A 19,956-nucleotide genomic window follows, 5' to 3' on the forward strand; every position below is an offset into this window, starting at 1 on the left:
TCTAACGCGCCATTCGGTTGGGCAGGTCTGCGGCTGAGGGGTCGGTCTCCCTTATGCGCCGCTCGGTCTCATCGGCATCGATAAACCGGCCATAGTGCCCGACATCGATATCGCTGCGGATCACCTTTGCCGGATTTCCCGCAACGATCGAACGCGGCGGCACGTCCTTCGTCACCACGCTGCCAGCCCCGATCACGCAGTTGTCGCCAATCGTGAGGCCGGGAAGGATGAGGCTCTCACCACCGATAAAGCAGTTCCGACCGACGTGGGTATGCATATACATCCCGCGCGTGCGGTCATGGGTGAGGATACGCGCGTTGAACGCCACATAGGTGTATTCGCCGATGTGGACGCCCTTGGGAAAGGTCATGTCCGGCTTGGCGCTGAGCGACATTTCGACCGTGGGGTGAATGTCCATCTTCATCACCCCGCGGAAGAACCGCAGACGCGCGCCAGTCAGCAGTTTGCGAAGGAACGATAGGCGTGCCAGGCTCATGTCAATCTTCCTCGGTCGGCATCGCGGCCCCATTGGCGCTTGACCCAGTTTTGTGGCTGGCGCAACCGGTACCTGCAGGCACCGGGAGGCCACGATCATTCGCATAACGGCCATGAAAATCACTGCAATCGGCGCCGTGATCGTGCTGCTGGGCGTGATAGTGGCACTCGCGCCCGAGATCCCCCACTGGCGTATATCCGGAACACGCAGCACGCCCGTGGAGGCAATCGCAGGCACGGACATCGCGCCCGGCTGCCCCCGGCAATCGGCCCGGGTTGCGATCATCGGTGACAGTCATGTCGCAGGGAGCAGAATGGGGGGGGCAGGCGCGCCCTTCGGCGCTGTGCTCGCCAAGACGCTTGCGGGACAGGTTGAGGTCGAGCGCTATGGCATCGGCGGAGCCACCGCGGCAGACGGCGCCCGTCGCTGGCAGGGCCGCGATTTGCCAGAGGTTGGCCTCGTCATTCTCGCCTTCGGCACCAATGATGCAGCGCCGCGCGGATGGCTGCGGAGCAAGACACCCGTTCCGACCAGTCACTTCAAGGCGGTGATGACGCAGATGATCGAAGGCTGGCGTGCCAAGGGTCACCCGGTCGCGCTGCTGGCGCCGCCACCAGGCGGAAGCGCGGCGATCACGCGGCGGCTGGCACCATATCGCATCGCTGTGCGCGAGCTTGGCACCAGCCTTGGCGTTGCGGTGCTCGATCCCGCCGAGGCTTTCGCTGCCTGCTCCGCAGCGCAGCCCGTCCTGACGCATGATGCGCTGCACATGAATGCGGCTGGGCACAAATGCCTCGGCGAATGGCTGGCGCAGCGGCTGTGTCCTCAACATCGCTGAACCTCACCGCGCCAGCAACGGACGCCACCAGTTTTCCGTATCCAGATACCAGCGCAGAGTTTGCCGCAGTCCGTCCTCGAAAGCGTGCGCCGGGGCATAACCGAGCGCAGCCCGCGCCTTGGTCTCGTCGATCGCGTAGCGGCGGTCATGGCCTGCGCGGTCGGTCACGAAGGTCTTGAGGCTGGCGCTCGCCACGCCCTTGGCTGCGGGCGCATCGGGATAGCGCGCGGCAAGACCTTCGATCTCGGCGAAGGCGCGGTCGACCTCGGCGCAGATGGTGTCGATCACGGTCATGTTGGGCAGTTCGGCCCCGCCACCGATATTATAGGTCTCGCCCGGCTTGCCGTTGACGAGGCAGGCCTCGATCCCGCGGCAATGGTCTTCGACATGGAGCCAGTCGCGCACGTTCATCCCATCGCCATAGATCGGCAGAGGACGGCCGTGCAGCGCGTTCAGCAGAAACAGCGGGATCAGCTTTTCGGGGTACTGATAAGGCCCGTAATTGTTCGAGCAATTGCTGGTCGTCACCTCCAGCCCGAAGGTGTGGTGATAGGCGCGCACCAGATGGTCGGACGCGGCTTTGGACGCCGAATAGGGCGAGTTGGGCGCGTAGGGCGTGGTTTCGCTGAAGGCCGGATCATTGGGGCCAAGCGATCCGAACACTTCGTCGGTCGAGATGTGGTGAAACCGGTGCGGCACCCCGCTGCCCGCCAGCCACACGGCACGCGCGGCCTTCAAGAGGCTGTTGGTGCCGAGAATGTTGGTGTCGATGAAGGCATCCGGCCCGCTGATCGAGCGGTCGACATGGCTTTCGGCAGCGAAGTGCACCAGCGTGTCGATCGCGTGATCGCGCAGCAGGCTCTCGACCAGCGCGGTGTCGCGGATGTCGCCTTCGATCAGGTCGGCCTTGCTGCCCTCCAGCGTCGAGCGATTGCCGGCATAGGTCAGCGCGTCGAGCACGATCACCCGGTCCTCGGGATGCTTCGCGTTCCAGTAGTGGACGAAGTTGCCGCCGATGAAGCCGGCCCCTCCGGTGACAAGCAGATTAGCCAAGCTTCGCTTCCTCTTCGAGCATCAGGCGCAGGTTGGTGCGCCAGGGAACCGGCTGATCGCCCAGCAGGTCGCGGGTCGTGCTGCAATCGAGCAGCGAGTAGGCCGGGCGGCGCGCCGGTGTGGGATAATCGGCGGTGGTGATCGCCTTGATCCGCGGGATGCGTTTGACAAGCCCGAGGGCGTAGGCTTCCTCGGCGATGGCAACCGCGAATTCGTGCCAGCTGGTCGCGCCGTCATCGCTGTGATGGAAGGTGCCGGTCGCGCCTTTCTCCACCAGCGCCCAGATCGTGCGCGCAAGGCCCGTGGCCCAGGTCGGCGAGCCCACCTGATCGGCGACCACGCCCAGCTCTTCGCGTTCGTTCATCAGCCGAATCATGGTGCGCACGAAGTTTGCCCCGCCCGCTTCATAGACCCATGCTGTGCGCACCAGCAGGTCACAGGCACGCAGATGATCCTCGCCTTCGGCCTTGGTGCGGCCATAGGCCGACTGGGGGTTGCGCTCGGCCAAGGGCGTATAGGGCTGCGCGGAGGCGCCATCGAAGACATAGTCGGTCGATACGTGCACCACCCGCCCGCCGCTGGCCGCCATCGCCTCGACCATCGTGGCGACCGCCGCAGAATTGATCGCGCGCGCCGTGTCCTCGTCGCTTTCGGCCTTGTCGACCGCGGTGTAAGCGGCGGCGTTGATGATCACGTCAGGCGCCTCGACCACAAGCCGCGCGGTCAGCATCGCGCTGTCGGTGAGGTCGACATCCTCGACATCGATGGCGTTGATGTCGGCCCAGTCAGGCGCGGTGCGCTGCAACGCTCCGCCGAGCTGGCCGTTCGCCCCGGTGATCAGCACTCTCATGCGAACACCGGCACGTCAGCCAGCGCAAGGCCGCGCGCGTCCTTGTCCGAGATCAGCGGATCGAGCCCGGCAACCGGCCATTCGATCCCGACGGACGGATCGTCCCATGCCAGCGTGAACTCGCTCTGCGGCGCGTAGGGCGCGGTGCATTTGTAGAGAAAATCCGTATCGTCTTCGAGCGTCAGGAAGCCATGGGCAAAGCCCTCAGGCACCCAGAACATCCGCTTGTTGGCCGCGCTCAATTCAACACCGACCCACTTGCCGAAGGTCGGCGAGGCGGCGCGCAGATCGACCGCGACGTCGAACACCGCGCCATTGGTCACGCGCACCAGCTTGCCCTGCGGGCCGGGGTTCTGGAAATGCAAGCCGCGCAGCACACCCTTCTGCGAGCGGCTATGGTTGTCCTGCACAAAGGTCAGATCGAGCCCCGCAGCAGCAAAGGCAGCCGCATTCCACGTTTCCATGAAAAAGCCGCGCGCATCGCCGAACACGCGCGGTTCGATGATCAGCACGCCGGGAATGGCCGTCTCGACAATGTTCATGGCAGAACCGGTTGCTCCACAATGTTGAGCAGATATTCGCCATAGCCCGACTTGCGCAGCGGCTCGGCGATTTCGCGCAGGCGGTCGGAGGTGATGAAGCCCTGCCGCCACGCAATTTCTTCCGGACAGCAGATCTTGAGACCCTGCCGCTCTTCGGTGATGCGCACATAGGTCGCCGCATCGAGCAGCGAGGCGTGGGTGCCGGTATCAAGCCAGGCAAAGCCGCGCCCCATGATCTCGACCGACATCGCGCCTTCATCGAGGTAGAGCCGGTTGAGGTCGGTAATCTCAAGCTCGCCGCGCGCCGACGGTTTGAGATCCCGCGCCCGGTCAGCGACGGTTTCGTCGTAGAAATAGAGGCCGGTCACCGCATAGTTCGATTTGGGAACCTTGGGCTTTTCCTCGATCGAGACAGCCGTGCCATTCGCGTCGAATTCGACCACCCCGAAGGCCTGCGGGTCGCTCACCCGGTAGGCGAAGACTGTCGCTCCGCTCGGGCGGGACGCCGCGCTCCGGAGCAGCGGAGGCAGTCCGTGGCCGTAGAAGATGTTGTCGCCAAGGATCAGCGCGCTGGGGCGGCCGCGCACGAAGTCCGCGCCGATGTGGAACGCCTGCGCGAGACCTTCGGGCTTGGGCTGGACGGCATAGGTCAGCGAAACACCGAAGTCCGACCCGTCGCCAAGAACGCGCTGGAACTGTCCTGAGTCCTCAGGCGTCGTGATGATAAGAATCTCGCGGATACCGGCAAGCATCAGCGTGCTTAGCGGATAATAGATCATCGGCTTGTCGTAGATCGGCATCAATTGCTTGGAGACGCCGCGCGTCAAAGGATAAAGCCGGGTGCCGGAGCCACCTGCGAGAATGATGCCCCGTCTGGTCGTGTCAGATGCCATTGTGATTGCCCGACTGCCTCTTGGTTGAATTGCGCCCGGTGGACGACAATGCGACCGCGCGCTGCATTGCAGCATGGGTGTTGCGGGTCAATCGCAAAGTGCCTTCGCGGGTTGCAGTAGTTTGAAATTGGCTTATCGCGGGCGGGTGTCGCAGGTTGCGGCAAGAGCCCTGCCATGGGGGTGCCACAAGATCACGGGTAAAGGCCGGGAAGACAATGCGCCTGAAATGGTCGTCATGAACAGCCTTGCGCTTGACGCCTATCTTGCCCGCTGCACTTCCGCGATCCTGCGCGGTGAGGTCGTGCCGCCCTGGCCCGCAGACCTGAGCGGCGATAGTCGGGCCGCGGCAGCGCGGATCGGTTTTCATGGCATCGCGCTGCTGATCGCGCAGGCACCCGGAGCGCTCGACAGCTGGCCCGAAGAGCTCGCCCGCAAACTGCGCGAACAGGCCGGGCTCCAGACCTTTTGGGAGGCGGGGCACCGCGCGGCCATCGCCCGCCTGCTCGAAGCCCTGGCCGATGCGGGCATCACCGCCGTGGTGACCAAGGGCACGGCACTGGCCTATTCGGCCTATGCCGATCCCGCCGTTCGGCGCCGCGGCGATACCGACATCTTCTTGCCGCAGGCCGATCGCGGCAAGGTGCGCCGCGTGCTGCGCGCCTGCGGCTTCTGGGAGGCGGGCGACACCAAGGCGCTGCAGGAAAGCTGGCAGGCCGACAGCGCCATCGGCCTTGAACCGGCGGTCGATATCCATTGGCGGATCAATGCCAGCGCGGCCGTCTCGCGGTTGCTCGAGGCCGAATTGCGGTTCGACAGCACCGTGCCGCTGGAGAAGCTGTCGCCCCGCGCACGCGGCGTCAGCCCGGTCGACAATCTTATTCTCACCGCCATCAATCGCAGCGCCCACGGCCAGTTTGGCTATTTCAGCGATAGTGACCGGATCTTTGAATCCAACCGCCTTGTCTGGGCAATAGACACCCACCTTCTCGCAAGGTCGTTCGGGCCTGATGAATGGCAGACGCTAACCGACCGGGCGACGCGCACGGGGACGACAAAACTCGTCAGCGACAGTCTGGCTTTTGCAGAACGCGCGCTCGGAACGCTTGTGCCGCCATCGATAACGCAGGCCTTGGCCGCGGCGCCGGCGAACCCGGATCTTGCCGCTTACCTCGGTTCGTCGTCGCACCTGTGGCGGCTGAAGGCCGATCTGGCGGCTTGCACCAGTCTGGGCGAACTGGGCCGGGTGCTGCGCTATGTCGCTCTGCCGAGCGATGAGTTCTTGCAGGCCCGTTTCCCCGAAGCCTCCGGCTGGCCGCGCCCGGCACTGCACCTGCGCCGCTGGTGCGAAGGGGCCGGAAAGCTGCTGATCGGAAGGAGCTGACGTGCGCCGCGCTTTCCTCGGCCAGTGGATCGGGCGCTTCCGGCGCCAGTTGGCGCTGATTGGCGGCCTGTCGCTGGCAAGCTCGGGCGTGACCCTGGTGCTGCCCTGGCTCGCGGCGCAACTGGCGGCGCGCGTGATCGGCGAGACCTCGGTCGATCTTGGCCAGACCTTGCTGCTGCTTGGCCTCGCTCTGGCGGGGCTGACCGCGACAAGCATTGCGGTTGCCATCATGTCCGAACAGGCAGGCGGACAAATCCTGGCAGAACTGCGCAAAGAGACGCATAAAAAGCTACTGGCGATGCCGATGGCGTTCCATGACCGCAGCCGCAGCGGCGACCTGCTCGGGCTGATGAGCTACGAGGTCGAAAACCTCAGCACCTTCCTGACCGCCACGCTCGCGCAGATCCCGGCGATGGTGATGACAGCAGCGGGCGCCTTCGTCATCCTGTTCCTGATCGATCCGCTGCTCACGCTTGCCGTCCCCGCCCTGATCCCGCCCTTTTTCCTCGCCCTGAAATGGTCTGGCCGACGCCTGCGGGTGCTGGGGCGGCAGGTGCGGCGCGCCGAGGTCGATATTGTCTGGATGGCGGAGAGCGACATCGATGTCCTGCCTGCGATCAAGGCCTTCGCGGTCGAGGATGAGCACCGCGAACGCTTCGATGCGGCGATCGAGCGGGCGCGCACGCTCAAGCTGCGCCAGACCCGCATCACCGCCTTCATCGCGCCGCTGATCGTGCTGGCCGCAGCGGGGGCCGCGATTGCCATTCTCGTCATGGGCAGCGCCGCTGTGGCTGAGGGCACGCGCAGTCCGGGAGAGCTGTTCGCCTTCCTGCTCTATGCTGCGCTGCTCACCCGGCCCGTCGGCAGCCTTGCCAACACCTACAGCAGTTTCCAGATCGCCAAGGGGACGCTCGGTCGGCTCGAAGCGCTGTACGCGATGGAGCCGGAGCCAGGCTATGCCCGCCCCCAGCGGCTCGCGCGGGCGAAGGGTGCGATCGCGCTGGAAGGCGTGAGCTTTTCCTATCCGGGCAGACCCCCGGTGCTGCGCAGCGCGGATCTGGAGATCCGGGCCGGAGAGACCATCGCCCTGACCGGCGACAACGGGGTCGGCAAGTCCACGCTCGTCAATCTCATCCTGCGCTTCTACCGCCCGGATGCAGGGCGTATCACGCTCGACGGGGTCGATATTGCCGATCTGCAGGTGCAGGATCTGCGGCGACAGATCGGCTATGTCCCGCAGCGCCCGCTGCTGGTCTATGGCAGCGTTGCCGAGAACATCGCCTTCGGCGTTTCTTCGCCCGATTCCGCCGCGATCGAGCGGGCCGCCCATCTGGCGCAGGCCTCGGAATTCATCGCCCGCTTGCCCAAGGGGCTTGCAACCGAGATCGGCGACGGCGGGGTGCGCCTGTCGGGCGGCCAGCGCCAGCGGCTGGCATTGGCGCGGGCACTCTACCGCGATCCGCCGATCTTCATCTTCGACGAGGCGACCAGTATGTTCGACCTCGACGGCGAGACAGCGTTCATCGAATCCTGCGCCGAGCTGCTGGCGGATCGCACGGTGATCATCATCACCCACCGCCCCGCCAGCCTCGCGCTTGCCGACCGCGTCATCAAGGTCACGGCTGATGGGTTGGTGACGGTCAATCCAAGTGATGAAGCGCCGCCGGCATGAGCGGGATCTGCGGCGTCCTCAATCTCGGCGGCGCTCCTGCGACGGCAGAGCAGCTGACGGGCATGATGGCCCACCTCCACACCCGCGGGCCTGAAGGCAACGCGGTCGTCTGCGATGGGCCGCTGGCGCTCGGCCACACGCTGCTCGCCACCACCCCGGAAGCGGCGGCCGAGCGGCTGCCGCTGCGCCATGCCCCGAGCGGGTGCCTCATCACCGGCGACATCCGCATCGACAATCGCGAGGATCTGCTGGAAGCGCTCGGCCTTGCCCATGGCGGGCGCCCGATCGGCGATGCCGAACTGGTGCTGCACGCCTATCTGCGCTGGGGCGAGGAGAGCCTTGCACGGCTGCTCGGCGACTTCGCCTTCGCGATCTGGGACGCGCCGCGCCGCCGCCTGCTGTGCGCGCGTGATCAACTCGGTATGCGCCAACTGCTCTATCACCACCAGCCCGGTTCGCTCTTCGCCTTTGCGACCGAGGCCGAGGCGCTGCTGGCCCTTCGTGACGTGCCGGAGCGGATCAACGAAGCGCGGATTGCCGACTTTCTCGAAGATCTCGAAGCCTACGACCTTACCTCGACCTTCTACCTTGATATCCTCCGCCTGCCCCCGGCGCACGCCCTGACGGTGGAGGCGGGCGGCAGGATGCGCATGTGGCGCTATTGGGAACAGCAGCCGCCGACCCGCCTAACCCTCGGCAGCGACGAGGCCTATGCCGAAGCCTTCCTTGCGGTCTTCACCGAAGCGGTGGGGGCGCGCCTCAGGGCGCCGGCCGGAAGGCTCGGGGCGATGCTTTCCGGCGGGATGGATTCAGGCTCGGTCACCGCAGTGGCTGCCGGACTGCTGGAACAGGCAGGTGCCCCGCCCCTGCCCACCTTTTCAGCGACTTGCGACTCTGCGGATTGTGCCGAAACACGAGCGATCCGCATGGCCCAGACGATGAACCATCTGGCCGCGCACGACATTGCATTCGAGGACTTCGGCGACTTCGCGGACGATCTTCTGCGCCTGACACAGGGCACAGGAGAACCCTTCGACGGCCATATGGTGATGCTGCGCGCGGTCTATCTGGCCGCGCACAAGGCCGGGTGTTCGGTCGTGCTGGACGGAGCCTGCGGCGATACGACGCTGATGGCCGATGATATGGTAGCCTGGCGGCTGAGGCGCGGGGATATTGCCGGCGCTTGGCGCGAAGCGGCAGGGCTGCGCCGGTTCTGGGGGCCGGAGTATCCCGCAATGCAGTCCTTCATTGCCGGTGCACGGCACGTCATTGTGCCGAAATGGCTGCGTATGCTGCGCCGCAACATGACATCGCGGGCCAGGCAGCGCGAGCAGGATTCCGCCAGCATGGTCGCTCCAGCACTCGCTGCACGAATTGATATGCCCGCGCGCCGGACCGCGCATCAACGTCATGTCGCACTGCGGCTTGATGGGCGCTGCATTGACCGGCGAGCGCTGGTTACGCATCCCTATGCCGTGGTCGCGCGTGAGCGTTACGACAGGGTCGCAGCCACGCTGGCGATCGAGCCTCGCGATCCCTTCCTCGACCGACGCGTGCTGGATTTCTGCCTCTCGTTACCGCCAGATCAGGTCGAATGGGACGGCTGGCCAAAGATCATCCTGCGCCGTGCCATGGCCGGACGACTGCCGGACAGCGTGCGCTGGCGCACCGGCAAAGAGCACGTCGGCTGGCGCTTTGACGATGCGATGAACGCCCATTGGCTGGCGCACGCCGGTGCTGAATGGCCAAAACGAGTGGCACCTTTTGTTGACGAAAAGCGGCTAGTCGTTGCTCAGAGCAGCCGGAACGACGAGTTAGCGGTTGCAACAAGAATGACCTTGGGCTATCTCTACTGGTGGATGTCCCGTTAACCGGGATTGGGTGACATTACGGAGTTTACGATATGGCGAAGGCAACCGCGACCCCGCAGGCGAAGGCCCAGTACTCGAAGCCGAAGCTTTCGATCTATGGCGAGTTCGCCAACCTTACTGCTGGCGGCACGGGCTCGCTCGTTGAAGGGATGATGATGACGGCGCTGATGCGTCGCGCCTAATCTCTGAAAGGCGGTCGAAGGTTTTTCCTACATCGATTCGTCTGATATGCTGGAACAGATTTTGAAGCGGGGCCCGTTCCATTCGGGCCCCCTTTCCATTTGGCGCATCGAAAACTTCGGTTCAGCGATTCCCGCTGGCCTCAGAATCCCCGATGGCCTCCCCGAACTCTCCGACGATGATGAGACCCCGCCGCCCACGGTCGAGCGCGGGGATGGCTCCGTGACCCTGCATTTTCACGATGTCGGCCGGTTCCGAATCGGCTTTGCGGATCGCAAGATCACCGCATTCGACATTGCCCCCGACACCGCAGACTGCGTGATCGAGCACATTCTCAACGATCATATCGCTCCGCGCCTGCTGGCGGAACTGGGCGCACTCGTGCTGCACGCCAGCGCCGTCCGCTTCGATGATCGGATCGCTCTGTTTCTGGGCGAAACCGGCGCAGGCAAGTCGACACTGGCAACCAGCCTGCATCAGGCCGGGCAGGTGCTGCTGGGCGATGATGCAGTGACCGTAACCCGGACGCCTGAGCACTATCTGGCGCAAGCTGTCTATCCCAGTCTGCGGCTCTATCCCGAATCGATCGAGCGACTCATTGGCGCCGGAGCAACGACAGCGCCCATGGCCGATTATTCGGACAAGCAGCACGTCCGGCTTGCCACCCGGCCGCCGGTGACAGAGCCGCCGCTGCCGCTGGCGGCGATCTTTTTCTTGTCCGGCACCACGGCTGACGGGGCGCCGGCCAGAGGCGTGGAGGTGCAGCCCCTGCAAAGCACCTTGGCCTGCATCAAGCTGGTCGAGCAGAGTTTTACACTCGATCCGCGTGATCCGCAGTGTGCCGCGCGCCGCCTTGCGCAATTGTCGCAGCTCGCGCTGGCGGTTCCGGCCTTCACGCTGTCTTACCCGCATGACTTTTCTGTCCTCGCAAGGGTCCATGCGGCCATTGCCGATGCGCTGAACGCGCCCGTCCCAGCCATGCCTGTCAGCCATCAGGAGAAATGTTCACAATGATCCGCGTGTCCGGTTACGATGTCGCCTCTTATGGCGAGATGATCGATTGCGAGCCGCGCATGGGCGTCTATGTCGAGGCGCTGCGGCGGGCGATTACGCCGGGCTGCACCGTGATCGATCTCGGCGCGGGGTTTGGCGTGTTCGCGCTGCTGGCTTGCAAGTTCGGGGCGGGCAAGGTGATCGCGATCGAACCCGATCCCAGCATCCAATTGCTGATGCCGATGGCCCAGGCCAATGGCTGCGCTGACCGGATCACCGTCATCCGCGACGTTTCCACCCGCTACACTCCCGAGCACAAGGCCGACGTGATCGTCTCCGACTGCCGCGGCACGGTCAATCTCTACGAGCATCACATTGCGACGATCAGGGATGCGCGCGAGCGGCTTCTGGCGCCGGGGGGCACCCTGCTGCCGATGCGCGACACGTTGAGGATGGCTCTGGTGCGGTCGCCCAAACTCTACCGCACCTGCCACTATCCGTGGCGCGCGAACGCCTATGGGCTCGATCTGTCCGCGGGCCAGTCCTTTGCCGCCAACACCGAACTCAAGGCCTATCTCAAGCCGCGCTCCCTGCTGAGCGCGCCCCGCGATCTCGCGGTGATCGACTATCGCACCGTGGTGGAACCCAATGTCGATTCGACCGTCGAGCTTGTGGCCGAAAAGGACGGAGTCGCGCACGGACTGCTGGTATGGTTCGATGCCGAAATCGCCGAGGGGCTGGGTTATTCCAACGCGCCCGGCCAGCCGGAACTGGTCTATGGCCAGATGCTGCTGCCCTTTGCCGATCCGCCGCGACTGAAGGCAGGCGACCGGGTCATGGCGCGGTTCCGCGGCAATCTGGTCGACCGGAATTACCTGTGGTCATGGGACGGCAAGGTGATCGACGGACAAACCGGCGCGGCCCGCAATCCTTTCCAGCAATCGACCTTTGCAAGCCGCGTGATTTCCAAGCAGGCCGCTGCGGCCGGCTCCAATCTGGCCGTCCCGCAACCCTCGGTGCGGATGCAGATCGATGCCGATTGCCTCGCCATGGTCGATGGCGGCACCGATCAGGACGGGATTGCGAAGGCTCTGATGGAACGCTACCCGGAGCAACTTCCGACATACCGAGCGGCGCTCGACAGCGTGGTTTCGCTGCTCGGCCGCTATGCAGAGGACTGACGGGGACTATCCCGCATGATCGGCCCGGCCTGCGCGGACGACAGGTCGCCGGAAAATGGAGTATTCGAGTGACCGACATCCTGCAGGCCCAATGGCGAATCAGTGACCAGGCCATCGCCAACACTGTGGGCGACGAGATGGTTGTGCTGCACCTTGGCAATGGCACCTATTTCGGCCTGGATCCGGTGGGCAAGATCCTGTGGGAAGCGCTCGCCGGGGGCCAATCACCCGCAGACGCCTGCGATACGATTCTCGAACGCTACGACATCGACCGCGCGACGGCAGAACAGGACTTGCGGCAGTTCCTCGGCGAGCTGGCAGAGGGCGATCTGATCCTCCAGGCGTGAGGCCCACAGCGCGTGCCCAGCCGTCATGCCCTTCCCAGCCTGCTGGCGGGCGCGCTGACCGCGACCGTCCTTTTGGGCTTGGCGCGGATTGAACTTGCACGAATCACACCGCGGGCCGTGATCGCCCGCAACCAGCGGATCGCTGCGCGAATCGGCACCCACACCCCAACAAATCATGTGATTCGCCAATGCGATGACGTGGCGTTCTTCATCAATCGCATGGCGGCACGGGTGCCGTGGCGTTCCGATTGCCTTGTGCAGGCGCTCGCCGGTCAGCGCTGGCTCGCGTGGGGCGGCATCGCAAGCGAGATCGCCGTGGGGGCGGCCAAGCGGGCCGATGGATCGCTCAACGCCCATGCGTGGCTGCGGCAGGAAGGCAGGGTCGTGCTGGGCGGCGATGTTGCCGATCTCCAGCCCCTGCTCGATCCCGACCAATTCCCCCACGACCTGCGCTGATCGCCCATTCACGGCTGCGCGAAGGATCGCTGTCTTGCGACGAGTTGTTGCCCAGTCACGCCGCGTTTACCGTTTTCGGCTAGAGCAAGGTTGCAAAGCTTGCTGCAGTGCACTAAGGATTACCACGGATTGAGATTTCAAGAGGGTTTGAAGATGATGAAGACCGTGTCTCGCATGTTGACCGCCACCGCCGCGCTTGGCCTCGTTGCCGCGCCGTTCGTGGCTGAAGCCAACACCCGCGCGGGTGACAGCGGTGCCGTCTACAGCACCTCGAAGGCGCTTCCGGGTCTCGGCCGCGCCGCTGCTGGCGAAGGTCAGGCCGAAGAAGGCCCGGGCGCCATCGTGTACTTCCTCGGTGCCGGCGCTGCCGCGCTCGCGACCTATGCTGCGCTCGAAGCGGCTGGCGTCATCAACAGCGACGATGACGACTGCATCTCGCCGGGCGCCTGCAACTAAGTCTCAAGCCGCTAACGAATAGAACGCCCGGTGCCTTGGTGCCGGGCGTTTTTCTTTGAGTCCCGGGCAGAGCCGAAGCGCGATACCCGACAACTCTGCGAGACTGGACTTGGATAGACCCGCAGCAGACCGAAGTGGCTTCTGGTTGCTCGCGGCCATCCTGCTGGCCGCCTTCCTGTGTGGCGGCGGCGGCATTGGCGCCGCGCTCGGAAACCTCGCGGTTCAGGTCGTCGCCCTCGGGGTGCTGGCGGCCCGGCAGGCCAGCTTTGCCTCGTTCTGGCGCGAATCGCCACGCGCCCTGCGGGCGCTGATTGTCGCCTCGCTGGCGTTGCCCATCCTCCAGATCCTGCCCCTCCCCGATTCGCTGTGGCGCGCCCTGCCGAGCCGCGATCTGGTCGCGAGCGCCCGCGAACTGGCAGGCGCAGCGGGCGGCTGGTCCACATACAGCGTCAACCCGCTTCGCACCCTGCTCGCACTGACCGCCCTTGTGACCCCGCTTGCCGTGCTGCTTGCAGGCTGGTCGCTGCCGCGCGACCGGCTGCTCGATCTGGGTTGGCTGGTGGTCGGCTGCGGCATCGCCACGGTGCTGCTCGGTGCGGTGCAGTTGATGACGGCGACCGAAAGCACGACGCTGTATGGCGCGCGCTCGCCGGGGTCGTTCCTGCTCGGCACCTTTGCCAATCGCAACTCGACGGGCCTGTTCCTGACCTCCACGCTCGGCCTGGCTGCCCTGCTGCCAGCGCCGCGGCAACATCCCGCGGTGCTTCCTGCACGGCTGGGGGTTTGTGCCCTGCTGCTGCTCGGTGTGGTGCTGACCCTGTCGCGCACGTCGATCGTGCTCGCCCTGCTGCCGGTGACGCTCGGCTTGATCCGTGCGCTTGGCGTGATGGTGCCAGCGCGCAGCGAAGGCCGATCATCCGGGCGCGGACTGGCAATCGGCCTTGGCGCACTGGCGCTGGTGGTGGCCGGAGCCGGCGCGCTGGTGGTGACCGCCCCTGGCCGTGTCGGCGACGCGCTCGAACGCTTCGAAGCGAAGGACGACGCCCGCCGCTTTGTCTGGGACGACGCCACCTACAGCGCCGGACGCTATTGGCCGGCAGGATCAGGGATGGGCACCTACGACGAGATCTATCAGGTCGACGAATCGCTCGAAAACCTCACCAGCCGCCGTCCGGGGCGGGTGCATAACGACTATATCGAACTCGCGATCGAAGCGGGCGCGCCGGGCCTCGCGCTAGCGGCGCTGTGGGCGGTGCTGATCGGCTGGCTGGCGTCGCGGGTCCGGGGGAGCACGATGCGCTGGCCCGCCTGGGCCGCCGGCACGTTCCTGCTGGCGATCGCCTTGCAGTCGATCACGGACTACCCCTTGCGCAATCAGACGATCCTCGCCTTTGCAGGCTTCGCGCTGTTGCTGCTGACCAGGATCGCGATGCACGAAGCGAGGGCGCGGCGATGATCGGGCGTCTTGTCTGGTTTGCGGGCCTCGCCGCCATCGCGCTGCTGACCGCAGTGCTGCAACTTGATCTGATGGCAGCGCGGGCACCGGGCGTTGTGCCTATCGTGCCCTCGCCGCTGCGCAACGAATCGCAGGTCGCGATAACCCGCGCCGCGCTAGCCGGAACCGACAGCGCGCGCGCGCTTGCCGAAGCCGAGCGGCTGGTGCAGCGCCGCCCGATTCCGGCGCGGAACCTCGTCCTGCTCTCCGTGAGCCAAGCCAAGGCTGGCAAGGCCGAGGACGCCGCCAAGACCATTCAGATCGCTGCCCAGCGTGGCTGGCGAGAGCCGCTTGCGCAGGAAGCCATGCTCCGGATTGCACTTGCGGCTGGCGACGAGGCTGAGGCGGCACGCCGCTATGCGGCTCTCTTCCTGCGCGATGGCACACCAGAGCCGTTGCTGAGCGAGCTCGGCACGGCAGTGCTGGCCAAGCCCGGCGGCCTCGGGCAGTCCACGATGGTGGCGATCGTGGTCGGCGGTGAACGGTGGCACGCGGCCTTTCTGGGGCGCGGTCCGCGGGTGATGCCGCCAGCGGCATTCAGTGCGATCACGGCCGACAGCCTTGCGCGCGGCGCAGCCTTTGATTGCGCCGCGCTTGGTCAGTCGGTGCGCGTGCTCAAGCGGCGCGATCCCGCGGCCGCCGCCAGTTTGCGCACCGCCGCCGAACGGCGCTGCCCCAGATTGCCGCGCTAGAGCGTGCGGATGATGCCGGAGAAGTCGGTCGCGGCGTTCTCGGCGGCGAAGGCTTCATAGATCGCGCGGGCGTGCTCGCCCAGCTCGACCTTGGCCCCCGCGCCCGCAGCCGCTTCCATCGCCAGCTTCAAATCCTTGAGCATCAGCCCGGCGGCAAACCCGCCCTGATAGCCATTGTCCGCGGGCGTCACCGGGCCGACGCCGGGCACCGGGCAATAGGACGTCATCGACCAGCACTGGCCGGATGAGACGCTGGAGATGTCGTAGAAGGTCTGCGCGTCGAGCCCGAGCTTTTCGGCCATGGCAAAGGCTTCGCAGGTGCCGATCATGTGGATCGCCAGCAGCATATTGTTGCAGATCTTGGCCGCCTGACCCGTTCCGGGTCCGCCTGCGTGGATCACCGCCTTGCCCATCGCAGCAAGGATCGGCTGGGCGCGGGCGAAGGCTTCGTCAGAGCCGCCGACCATGAAGGTCAGCGTGCCGCCCGCCGCCGCCGCGATCCCGCCGCTGACAGGGGCATCGACCATCTGGTAGCCGTGCGCTTCGGTCACTTCGATCACCTCGCGCGCGGTGGCGACGTCGATGGTGGAGCAGTCGAGCAGAATCGCGCCTTCGGGGGCATGGCCGATCACATTGTCCCAATAGACCGCTTTGACGATCTGCCCGTTCGGCAGCATCGAGACGACCGCTTCGACGCCCTGACAGGCCTCCTTCGCAGTGGCGAAGGTCGCGCACCCCGCCTCGCGCGCGGCGGCAAGCGCGGCGTCGCTGAGGTCGAAGGCGCGGACGTCGTGGCCAGCCTTCACAAGGTTCGCGGCCATCCCGCCGCCCATGTTGCCGAGGCCGATAAAGGCTACTTTCATGCTGTCTCTCCCCTCCCGCTTGCGGGAGGGGCCGGGGGTGGGCCCGCTTCCCGCGAGATTAATGCAAAGGCGCGAGGTGCATTCCCACCCCTAACCCCTCCCGCAAGCGGGAGGGGGACTTGCTTACCGCCCCTTCCACTGCCCTTCGCGCTTTTCGATGAAGGCGGCCATCCCTTCCGCCTTGTCCTCGCTGGCGGTGAGGATCTGGAAGATCCGGCGCTCGACGATCAGGCCCTGATCGAGCGTCATTTCGAAGGCCGAATTCACCATCTCCTTGTTGGCGATGGTCGCCATCGGCGGCATGGCGGCGATGGTTGCGGCGGTCTTGAGGCTCTCTGCGATCAGCTCCTCATGCGGCACGACGCGCGCGACCAGATTGCTGCGCTCGGCTTCCTCGGCGTTCATCATCCGGCCGGTGAGGCACATTTCCATCGACTTCGACTTGCCGATCGCGCGGGTCAGCCGCTGGCTGCCACCCATGCCCGGCGCCACGCCAAGCTTGATTTCCGGCTGGCCGAACTTGGCCTTGTCGGAGGCGATGATGAAATCCGCCATCATGGCAAGCTCGCACCCGCCGCCCAGCGCAAAGCCGTTGACCGCGGCGATCCAGGGCTTGCGGGTCTTCTTGACGATCTCGCTGGTCCAGGGGCTGAAGAAATCGTCGAGGTAGAAGTCGGTCGCCGCCTTCTCGCTCATTTCCTTGATGTCGGCCCCGGCGGCGAAGGCCTTGTCGCCGCTGCCGGTGAGGATCGCGCAGAGCTGGGTGCTGTCGGCCTGATAGGCGGCGAAGGCGTGGATCAGCTCTTCGAGCACCTTGGAATTGAGGGCGTTCAGCGCCTGCGGGCGGTTGATCGTCAGCAGCGTGACGCCCTTGGTGCCGCGGGCATCGGTTTCGGCGGTGATGGTTTCGTAGGTCATTTCTCTTCCCCGTTCGTCATCGCGAGGATCCGCAGGCCCTTACCAGACCGGGGCGGCAGTCCATGGCGATGGTCCATGGATTGCTTCGCTTCGCTCGCAATGACGAAGCGGGCAACCCGCAATTTGCTAGGCCAGCGGCGTCCACTCCTCGCCTTGCGGCAGAGGCGCGAAGATCGCGTCGAGCAGGTCGTCTGTGACCTCCTCGGGGGTGGCGGGGTTCCACTTGGGATCGCCGGTCTTGTCGACGATCACCGCGCGCACGCCCTCGGCAAAGTCGGGGCGGGTGAGGACGCGGCTGGCGATGCGGTATTCCATCCGCATATTGTCGGCAAAATCGCTGAGCTTGGCGCTCTCGGCGAGCTGGCGCAGCGCGACCTTGCAGGTCTGCGGGCTTTTGGTGCCCAAGGTGTTGCGCTCGGTCGCGGCCCAGTTGTCGCCCGCTTCGGCGGCGGCTTCGAGGCTGGCGAGGATGTCCTCGTAGCGGTCGGAGGCGAAGTGCTTGGCGATGGTCGCGGCATTGGCCTCGATCCGCGCCTTGGGCGGAGTGCCGACCGGCTCGCTCAGCACCCCCGCGATGCGGTCGGGGTGATCGTGGATTCGGGCCTTCAAATCCTCGAGCATCTCGTGCGGGGCGTAATGCGTCGCCAGACCCGTCCACAGGCACTCCGACCCGTCGAGCCGCGCCCCGGTCAAGGCGAGGAACTGGCCCAAGCGCTGGCCGAGGCGCGCAAGATACCAGCCGCCGCCGACATCGGGGAACAGGCCGATCCCGGTCTCGGGCATGGCAAAGCGGGTGTTTTCGGTCGCCACCCGGAACTTGGCGGGCTGCGAAATGCCGACGCCGCCGCCCATCGTGATGCCGTCCATGAAGGCGACGATCGGCTTGGCGTAGGTGAACATCTGGTGGTTCAATTGATATTCGTCGTGGAAGAACTTCCGTCCCGACACGCCGCCATCGTTCAGTGCCGAATCGCGCAGGAAGGCGATGTCGCCCCCGGCGCAGAAGCCGCGGCCCTCGGCATGGTCGATGATCACCGCCTTGATGGCATCATCAGCCGCCCATTCGCTCAAGGCCGCGCTGATCGCGTGGCACATCGGCAGCGTCAGCGCATGAAGCGCCTTCGGGCGGTTGAGGCTGATATGGCCGACCGGGCCATTGGTGCGGATCAGAACGTCGTCAGTCATTGCCCCGTTTCTTTCGGTTCGATCAGGTCCCAGCGATTGCCGAAAGGATCGCTGAACACTGCCACCGTGCCGTAGCTTTCATGGCGCGGCTGTTCTTCAAATTTCGCCCCTGCTTCGACGAGCCGTGCATGGGTGCCTGTGAAATCATCGGTGTGAGCAAAAAAGCCCACGCGCCCCCCGGTCTGGTTGCCGATGGCAGCGCTCTGCGCGTCAGTGGCGGCCTTGGCAAGCAGCAAGCGCCCGCCATCCTTGCCGCCGACCACCACCCAGCGCTTGCCGCCGCCCATGTCGCTGTCCTCGATCAGATCGAGCCCGAGCCCGCCCACGCAAAAGGCGATGCCCGCGTCGTAACCGGGCACCAGCAATGTCGTGAGGGCCAGCCGAGTGCCCATTTACTGCCGCAGCAGATCCCTGCCCACGATCATGCGCATCACCTGATTGGTGCCCTCAAGGATCGAGTGCACGCGCAGGTCGCGCCAAAAGCGTTCGATGGGGTAGTCCCTGAGATAGCCATAGCCGCCGAACAATTGCAGCGCGTCGTTGACGATCTTGGATCCGCTGTCGGTCGCCAGCCGCTTGGCCATCGCGGAAAAGCGCGACTTGTCGGGCGCGTTGTCGGTCACCTTGGCCGCGGCGAGGTAAAGCAGCGCGCGCGCGGCTTCCAGATCGGTCGCCATGTCGGCGAGCATGAACTGGGTGTTCTGGAAATCGGCCACCGGCTGGTCGAACTGCTTGCGATCCTTGGTATAGGCAATCGCCTCGTCGAGGCACCGCTGCGCCCCGCCGAGCGAGCAAGCGCCGATATTCAGGCGACCGCCGTCGAGGCCCATCATCGCGAAACGGAAGCCCTCGCCCTCGTCCCCGACGCGGTTGGCGACCGGCACGCGCGCATCCTCGAAGATCACCTGCGCGGTGGGCGAGGCGTTCCAGCCGAGCTTCTTCTCCGGCGCGCCGAAGCTGACGCCGGGGGTGTCCTTGTCGATCACGAGGCAGGTGATGCCCTTCGACTTGTGGTCGCTGGTGCGCACCATCGTGACGTAGACATCATTCACCCCGCCGCCCGAGATGAACTGCTTGGTGCCATTGAGGACGTAATGATCGCCATCGAGCCGCGCGCTGGTCTTGAGCGCCGCCGCATCCGATCCGCTGCCGGGTTCGGTCAGGGCGTAGCTCGCGATCTTCTCCATCGTGACGAGGTCGGGGAGATACTTCGCCTTGACGTCCGCGCCGCCGAACTGGTCGATCATCCACGCGGCCATGTTGTGGATCGAGATGAAGGCGGAGGTCGAAGGGCAGCCATAGGCCATCGCCTCCATGATCAGCGCCGCCTCCAGCCGTCCGAGGCCGATCCCGCCCGATTCTTCCGAGACATAGATCGCCCCGAAGCCGAGCTGGGCGCTCTCCTTGATGACATCGCGGGGGAAGATGTGCTTCTCGTCCCACTCGGCCGCGAAGGGCGTGATGCGGTCTGCGGTGAAGCGCTGCGCGACCTCCTGGATCGCCAGTTGATCGTCGGTGAGTTGGAATTGGCCAGTCATGGGCAGGTGCTCTAACCGGGTTTGGGGGCTTGGAAAAGGCTGGCGGGCCGCGTTCA

At 65.5% G+C, this 19,956-nt stretch carries 22 protein-coding genes; 12 read left to right on the top strand and 10 right to left on the bottom strand.

The annotated features are described in order from the left end of the window. Position 1: 1 nt before the first annotated feature. Positions 2-496, bottom strand: a complete 495-nt coding sequence (locus PS060_RS03360) for an acyltransferase (protein WP_273985454.1) — start codon at positions 494-496, stop codon at positions 2-4. 112 nt (positions 497-608) lie between these two features. On the opposite strand from PS060_RS03360, the gene PS060_RS03365 reads away from it, so the two are divergent. Continuing rightward, entirely contained in the window at positions 609-1,334 is a 726-nt protein-coding gene (locus PS060_RS03365; RefSeq protein ID WP_273985455.1) for an SGNH/GDSL hydrolase family protein, read from the top strand. 3 nt (positions 1,335-1,337) lie between these two features. Here PS060_RS03365 and rfbB read toward each other — a convergent pair whose 3' ends face one another. Genes rfbB through rfbA form a run of 4 tightly spaced genes read right to left on the bottom strand, consistent with a single transcriptional unit; the run spans position 1,338 to position 4,672 of the window. Further along, entirely contained in the window at positions 1,338-2,387 is a 1,050-nt protein-coding gene (rfbB, locus tag PS060_RS03370) for a dTDP-glucose 4,6-dehydratase (protein WP_273985457.1), read from the bottom strand. Further along, positions 2,380-3,237 (bottom strand): dTDP-4-dehydrorhamnose reductase, encoded by an 858-nt coding sequence (gene rfbD / locus PS060_RS03375; protein ID WP_273985459.1) that lies wholly within the window; start codon positions 3,235-3,237, stop codon positions 2,380-2,382. The genes rfbB and rfbD overlap by 8 nt, the downstream gene beginning before the upstream one ends. Next, on the bottom strand, positions 3,234-3,779 hold the full coding sequence (gene rfbC / locus PS060_RS03380; RefSeq protein WP_273985460.1) for a dTDP-4-dehydrorhamnose 3,5-epimerase: 546 nt from the start codon (positions 3,777-3,779) through the stop codon (positions 3,234-3,236). Before rfbC ends, rfbD begins: the two co-directional genes overlap by 4 nt. After that, a complete protein-coding gene (rfbA, locus tag PS060_RS03385) occupies positions 3,776-4,672 on the bottom strand; it encodes a glucose-1-phosphate thymidylyltransferase RfbA (protein WP_273985461.1) in 897 nt (298 codons plus the stop codon). The genes rfbC and rfbA overlap by 4 nt, the downstream gene beginning before the upstream one ends. A gap of 226 nt (positions 4,673-4,898) precedes the next feature. Here rfbA and PS060_RS03390 point away from each other — a divergent pair, with 226 nt between their 5' ends. From PS060_RS03390 to PS060_RS03440, 11 genes are all read left to right on the top strand, one after another. After that, entirely contained in the window at positions 4,899-6,053 is a 1,155-nt protein-coding gene (locus tag PS060_RS03390) for a nucleotidyltransferase family protein (protein WP_273985463.1), read from the top strand. 1 nt (position 6,054) lies between these two features. Continuing rightward, positions 6,055-7,725, top strand: coding sequence for an ABC transporter ATP-binding protein (locus PS060_RS03395; RefSeq protein ID WP_273985464.1), 1,671 nt, complete (start codon positions 6,055-6,057; stop codon positions 7,723-7,725). Further along, positions 7,722-9,596, top strand: a complete 1,875-nt coding sequence (locus PS060_RS03400) for an asparagine synthase-related protein (protein WP_273985465.1) — start codon at positions 7,722-7,724, stop codon at positions 9,594-9,596. The genes PS060_RS03395 and PS060_RS03400 overlap by 4 nt, the downstream gene beginning before the upstream one ends. 32 nt (positions 9,597-9,628) lie before the next feature. Further along, positions 9,629-9,778 (top strand): lasso RiPP family leader peptide-containing protein, encoded by a 150-nt coding sequence (locus tag PS060_RS03405; RefSeq protein ID WP_273985466.1) that lies wholly within the window; start codon positions 9,629-9,631, stop codon positions 9,776-9,778. 220 nt (positions 9,779-9,998) lie between these two features. Next, a complete protein-coding gene (locus PS060_RS03410; RefSeq protein ID WP_273985469.1) occupies positions 9,999-10,790 on the top strand; it encodes a hypothetical protein in 792 nt (263 codons plus the stop codon). Then, positions 10,787-11,950: a 50S ribosomal protein L11 methyltransferase gene (locus PS060_RS03415; protein WP_273985470.1), complete on the top strand. Its 1,164-nt coding sequence runs from the start codon at positions 10,787-10,789 to the stop codon at positions 11,948-11,950. The genes PS060_RS03410 and PS060_RS03415 overlap by 4 nt, the downstream gene beginning before the upstream one ends. Before the next feature lie 68 nt (positions 11,951-12,018). Then, positions 12,019-12,297 (top strand): PqqD family protein, encoded by a 279-nt coding sequence (locus PS060_RS03420; RefSeq protein WP_273985471.1) that lies wholly within the window; start codon positions 12,019-12,021, stop codon positions 12,295-12,297. A gap of 12 nt (positions 12,298-12,309) precedes the next feature. After that, positions 12,310-12,753, top strand: a complete 444-nt coding sequence (locus PS060_RS03425; RefSeq protein ID WP_273985472.1) for a lasso peptide biosynthesis B2 protein — start codon at positions 12,310-12,312, stop codon at positions 12,751-12,753. 174 nt (positions 12,754-12,927) lie between these two features. Then, on the top strand, positions 12,928-13,209 hold the full coding sequence (locus PS060_RS03430) for a hypothetical protein (protein ID WP_273985474.1): 282 nt from the start codon (positions 12,928-12,930) through the stop codon (positions 13,207-13,209). A 145-nt stretch (positions 13,210-13,354) separates the two neighbouring features. Beyond that, the gene (locus tag PS060_RS03435; RefSeq protein WP_273985475.1) at positions 13,355-14,665 is read left to right on the top strand and encodes an O-antigen ligase family protein; all 1,311 of its coding nucleotides are present in this window, start codon (positions 13,355-13,357) and stop codon (positions 14,663-14,665) included. Continuing rightward, the gene (locus tag PS060_RS03440) at positions 14,662-15,396 is read left to right on the top strand and encodes a hypothetical protein (protein WP_273985476.1); all 735 of its coding nucleotides are present in this window, start codon (positions 14,662-14,664) and stop codon (positions 15,394-15,396) included. The genes PS060_RS03435 and PS060_RS03440 overlap by 4 nt, the downstream gene beginning before the upstream one ends. On the opposite strand, the gene mmsB is transcribed toward PS060_RS03440, so the two are convergent. From mmsB to PS060_RS03465, 5 genes are all read right to left on the bottom strand, one after another. Beyond that, positions 15,393-16,259: a 3-hydroxyisobutyrate dehydrogenase gene (gene mmsB, locus PS060_RS03445; protein WP_273985477.1), complete on the bottom strand. Its 867-nt coding sequence runs from the start codon at positions 16,257-16,259 to the stop codon at positions 15,393-15,395. The genes PS060_RS03440 and mmsB overlap by 4 nt on opposite strands. Before the next feature lie 123 nt (positions 16,260-16,382). Continuing rightward, positions 16,383-17,177 (bottom strand): enoyl-CoA hydratase-related protein, encoded by a 795-nt coding sequence (locus PS060_RS03450; RefSeq protein WP_273985478.1) that lies wholly within the window; start codon positions 17,175-17,177, stop codon positions 16,383-16,385. 126 nt (positions 17,178-17,303) lie between these two features. Continuing rightward, positions 17,304-18,362, bottom strand: coding sequence for an enoyl-CoA hydratase/isomerase family protein (locus PS060_RS03455; RefSeq protein WP_273985479.1), 1,059 nt, complete (start codon positions 18,360-18,362; stop codon positions 17,304-17,306). Next, entirely contained in the window at positions 18,359-18,754 is a 396-nt protein-coding gene (locus tag PS060_RS03460; RefSeq protein ID WP_273985481.1) for a VOC family protein, read from the bottom strand. The genes PS060_RS03455 and PS060_RS03460 overlap by 4 nt, the downstream gene beginning before the upstream one ends. After that, positions 18,755-19,900 carry an acyl-CoA dehydrogenase family protein gene (locus tag PS060_RS03465; RefSeq protein ID WP_273985482.1) on the bottom strand — a complete coding sequence of 382 codons (1,146 nt, stop codon included), beginning with the start codon at positions 19,898-19,900 and terminating at the stop codon, positions 18,755-18,757. Between the last annotated feature and the right edge of the window lie 56 nt (positions 19,901-19,956).

It is taken from the genome of Erythrobacter sp. BLCC-B19, from assembly GCF_028621955.1.
GTDB lineage: Bacteria > Pseudomonadota > Alphaproteobacteria > Sphingomonadales > Sphingomonadaceae > Erythrobacter.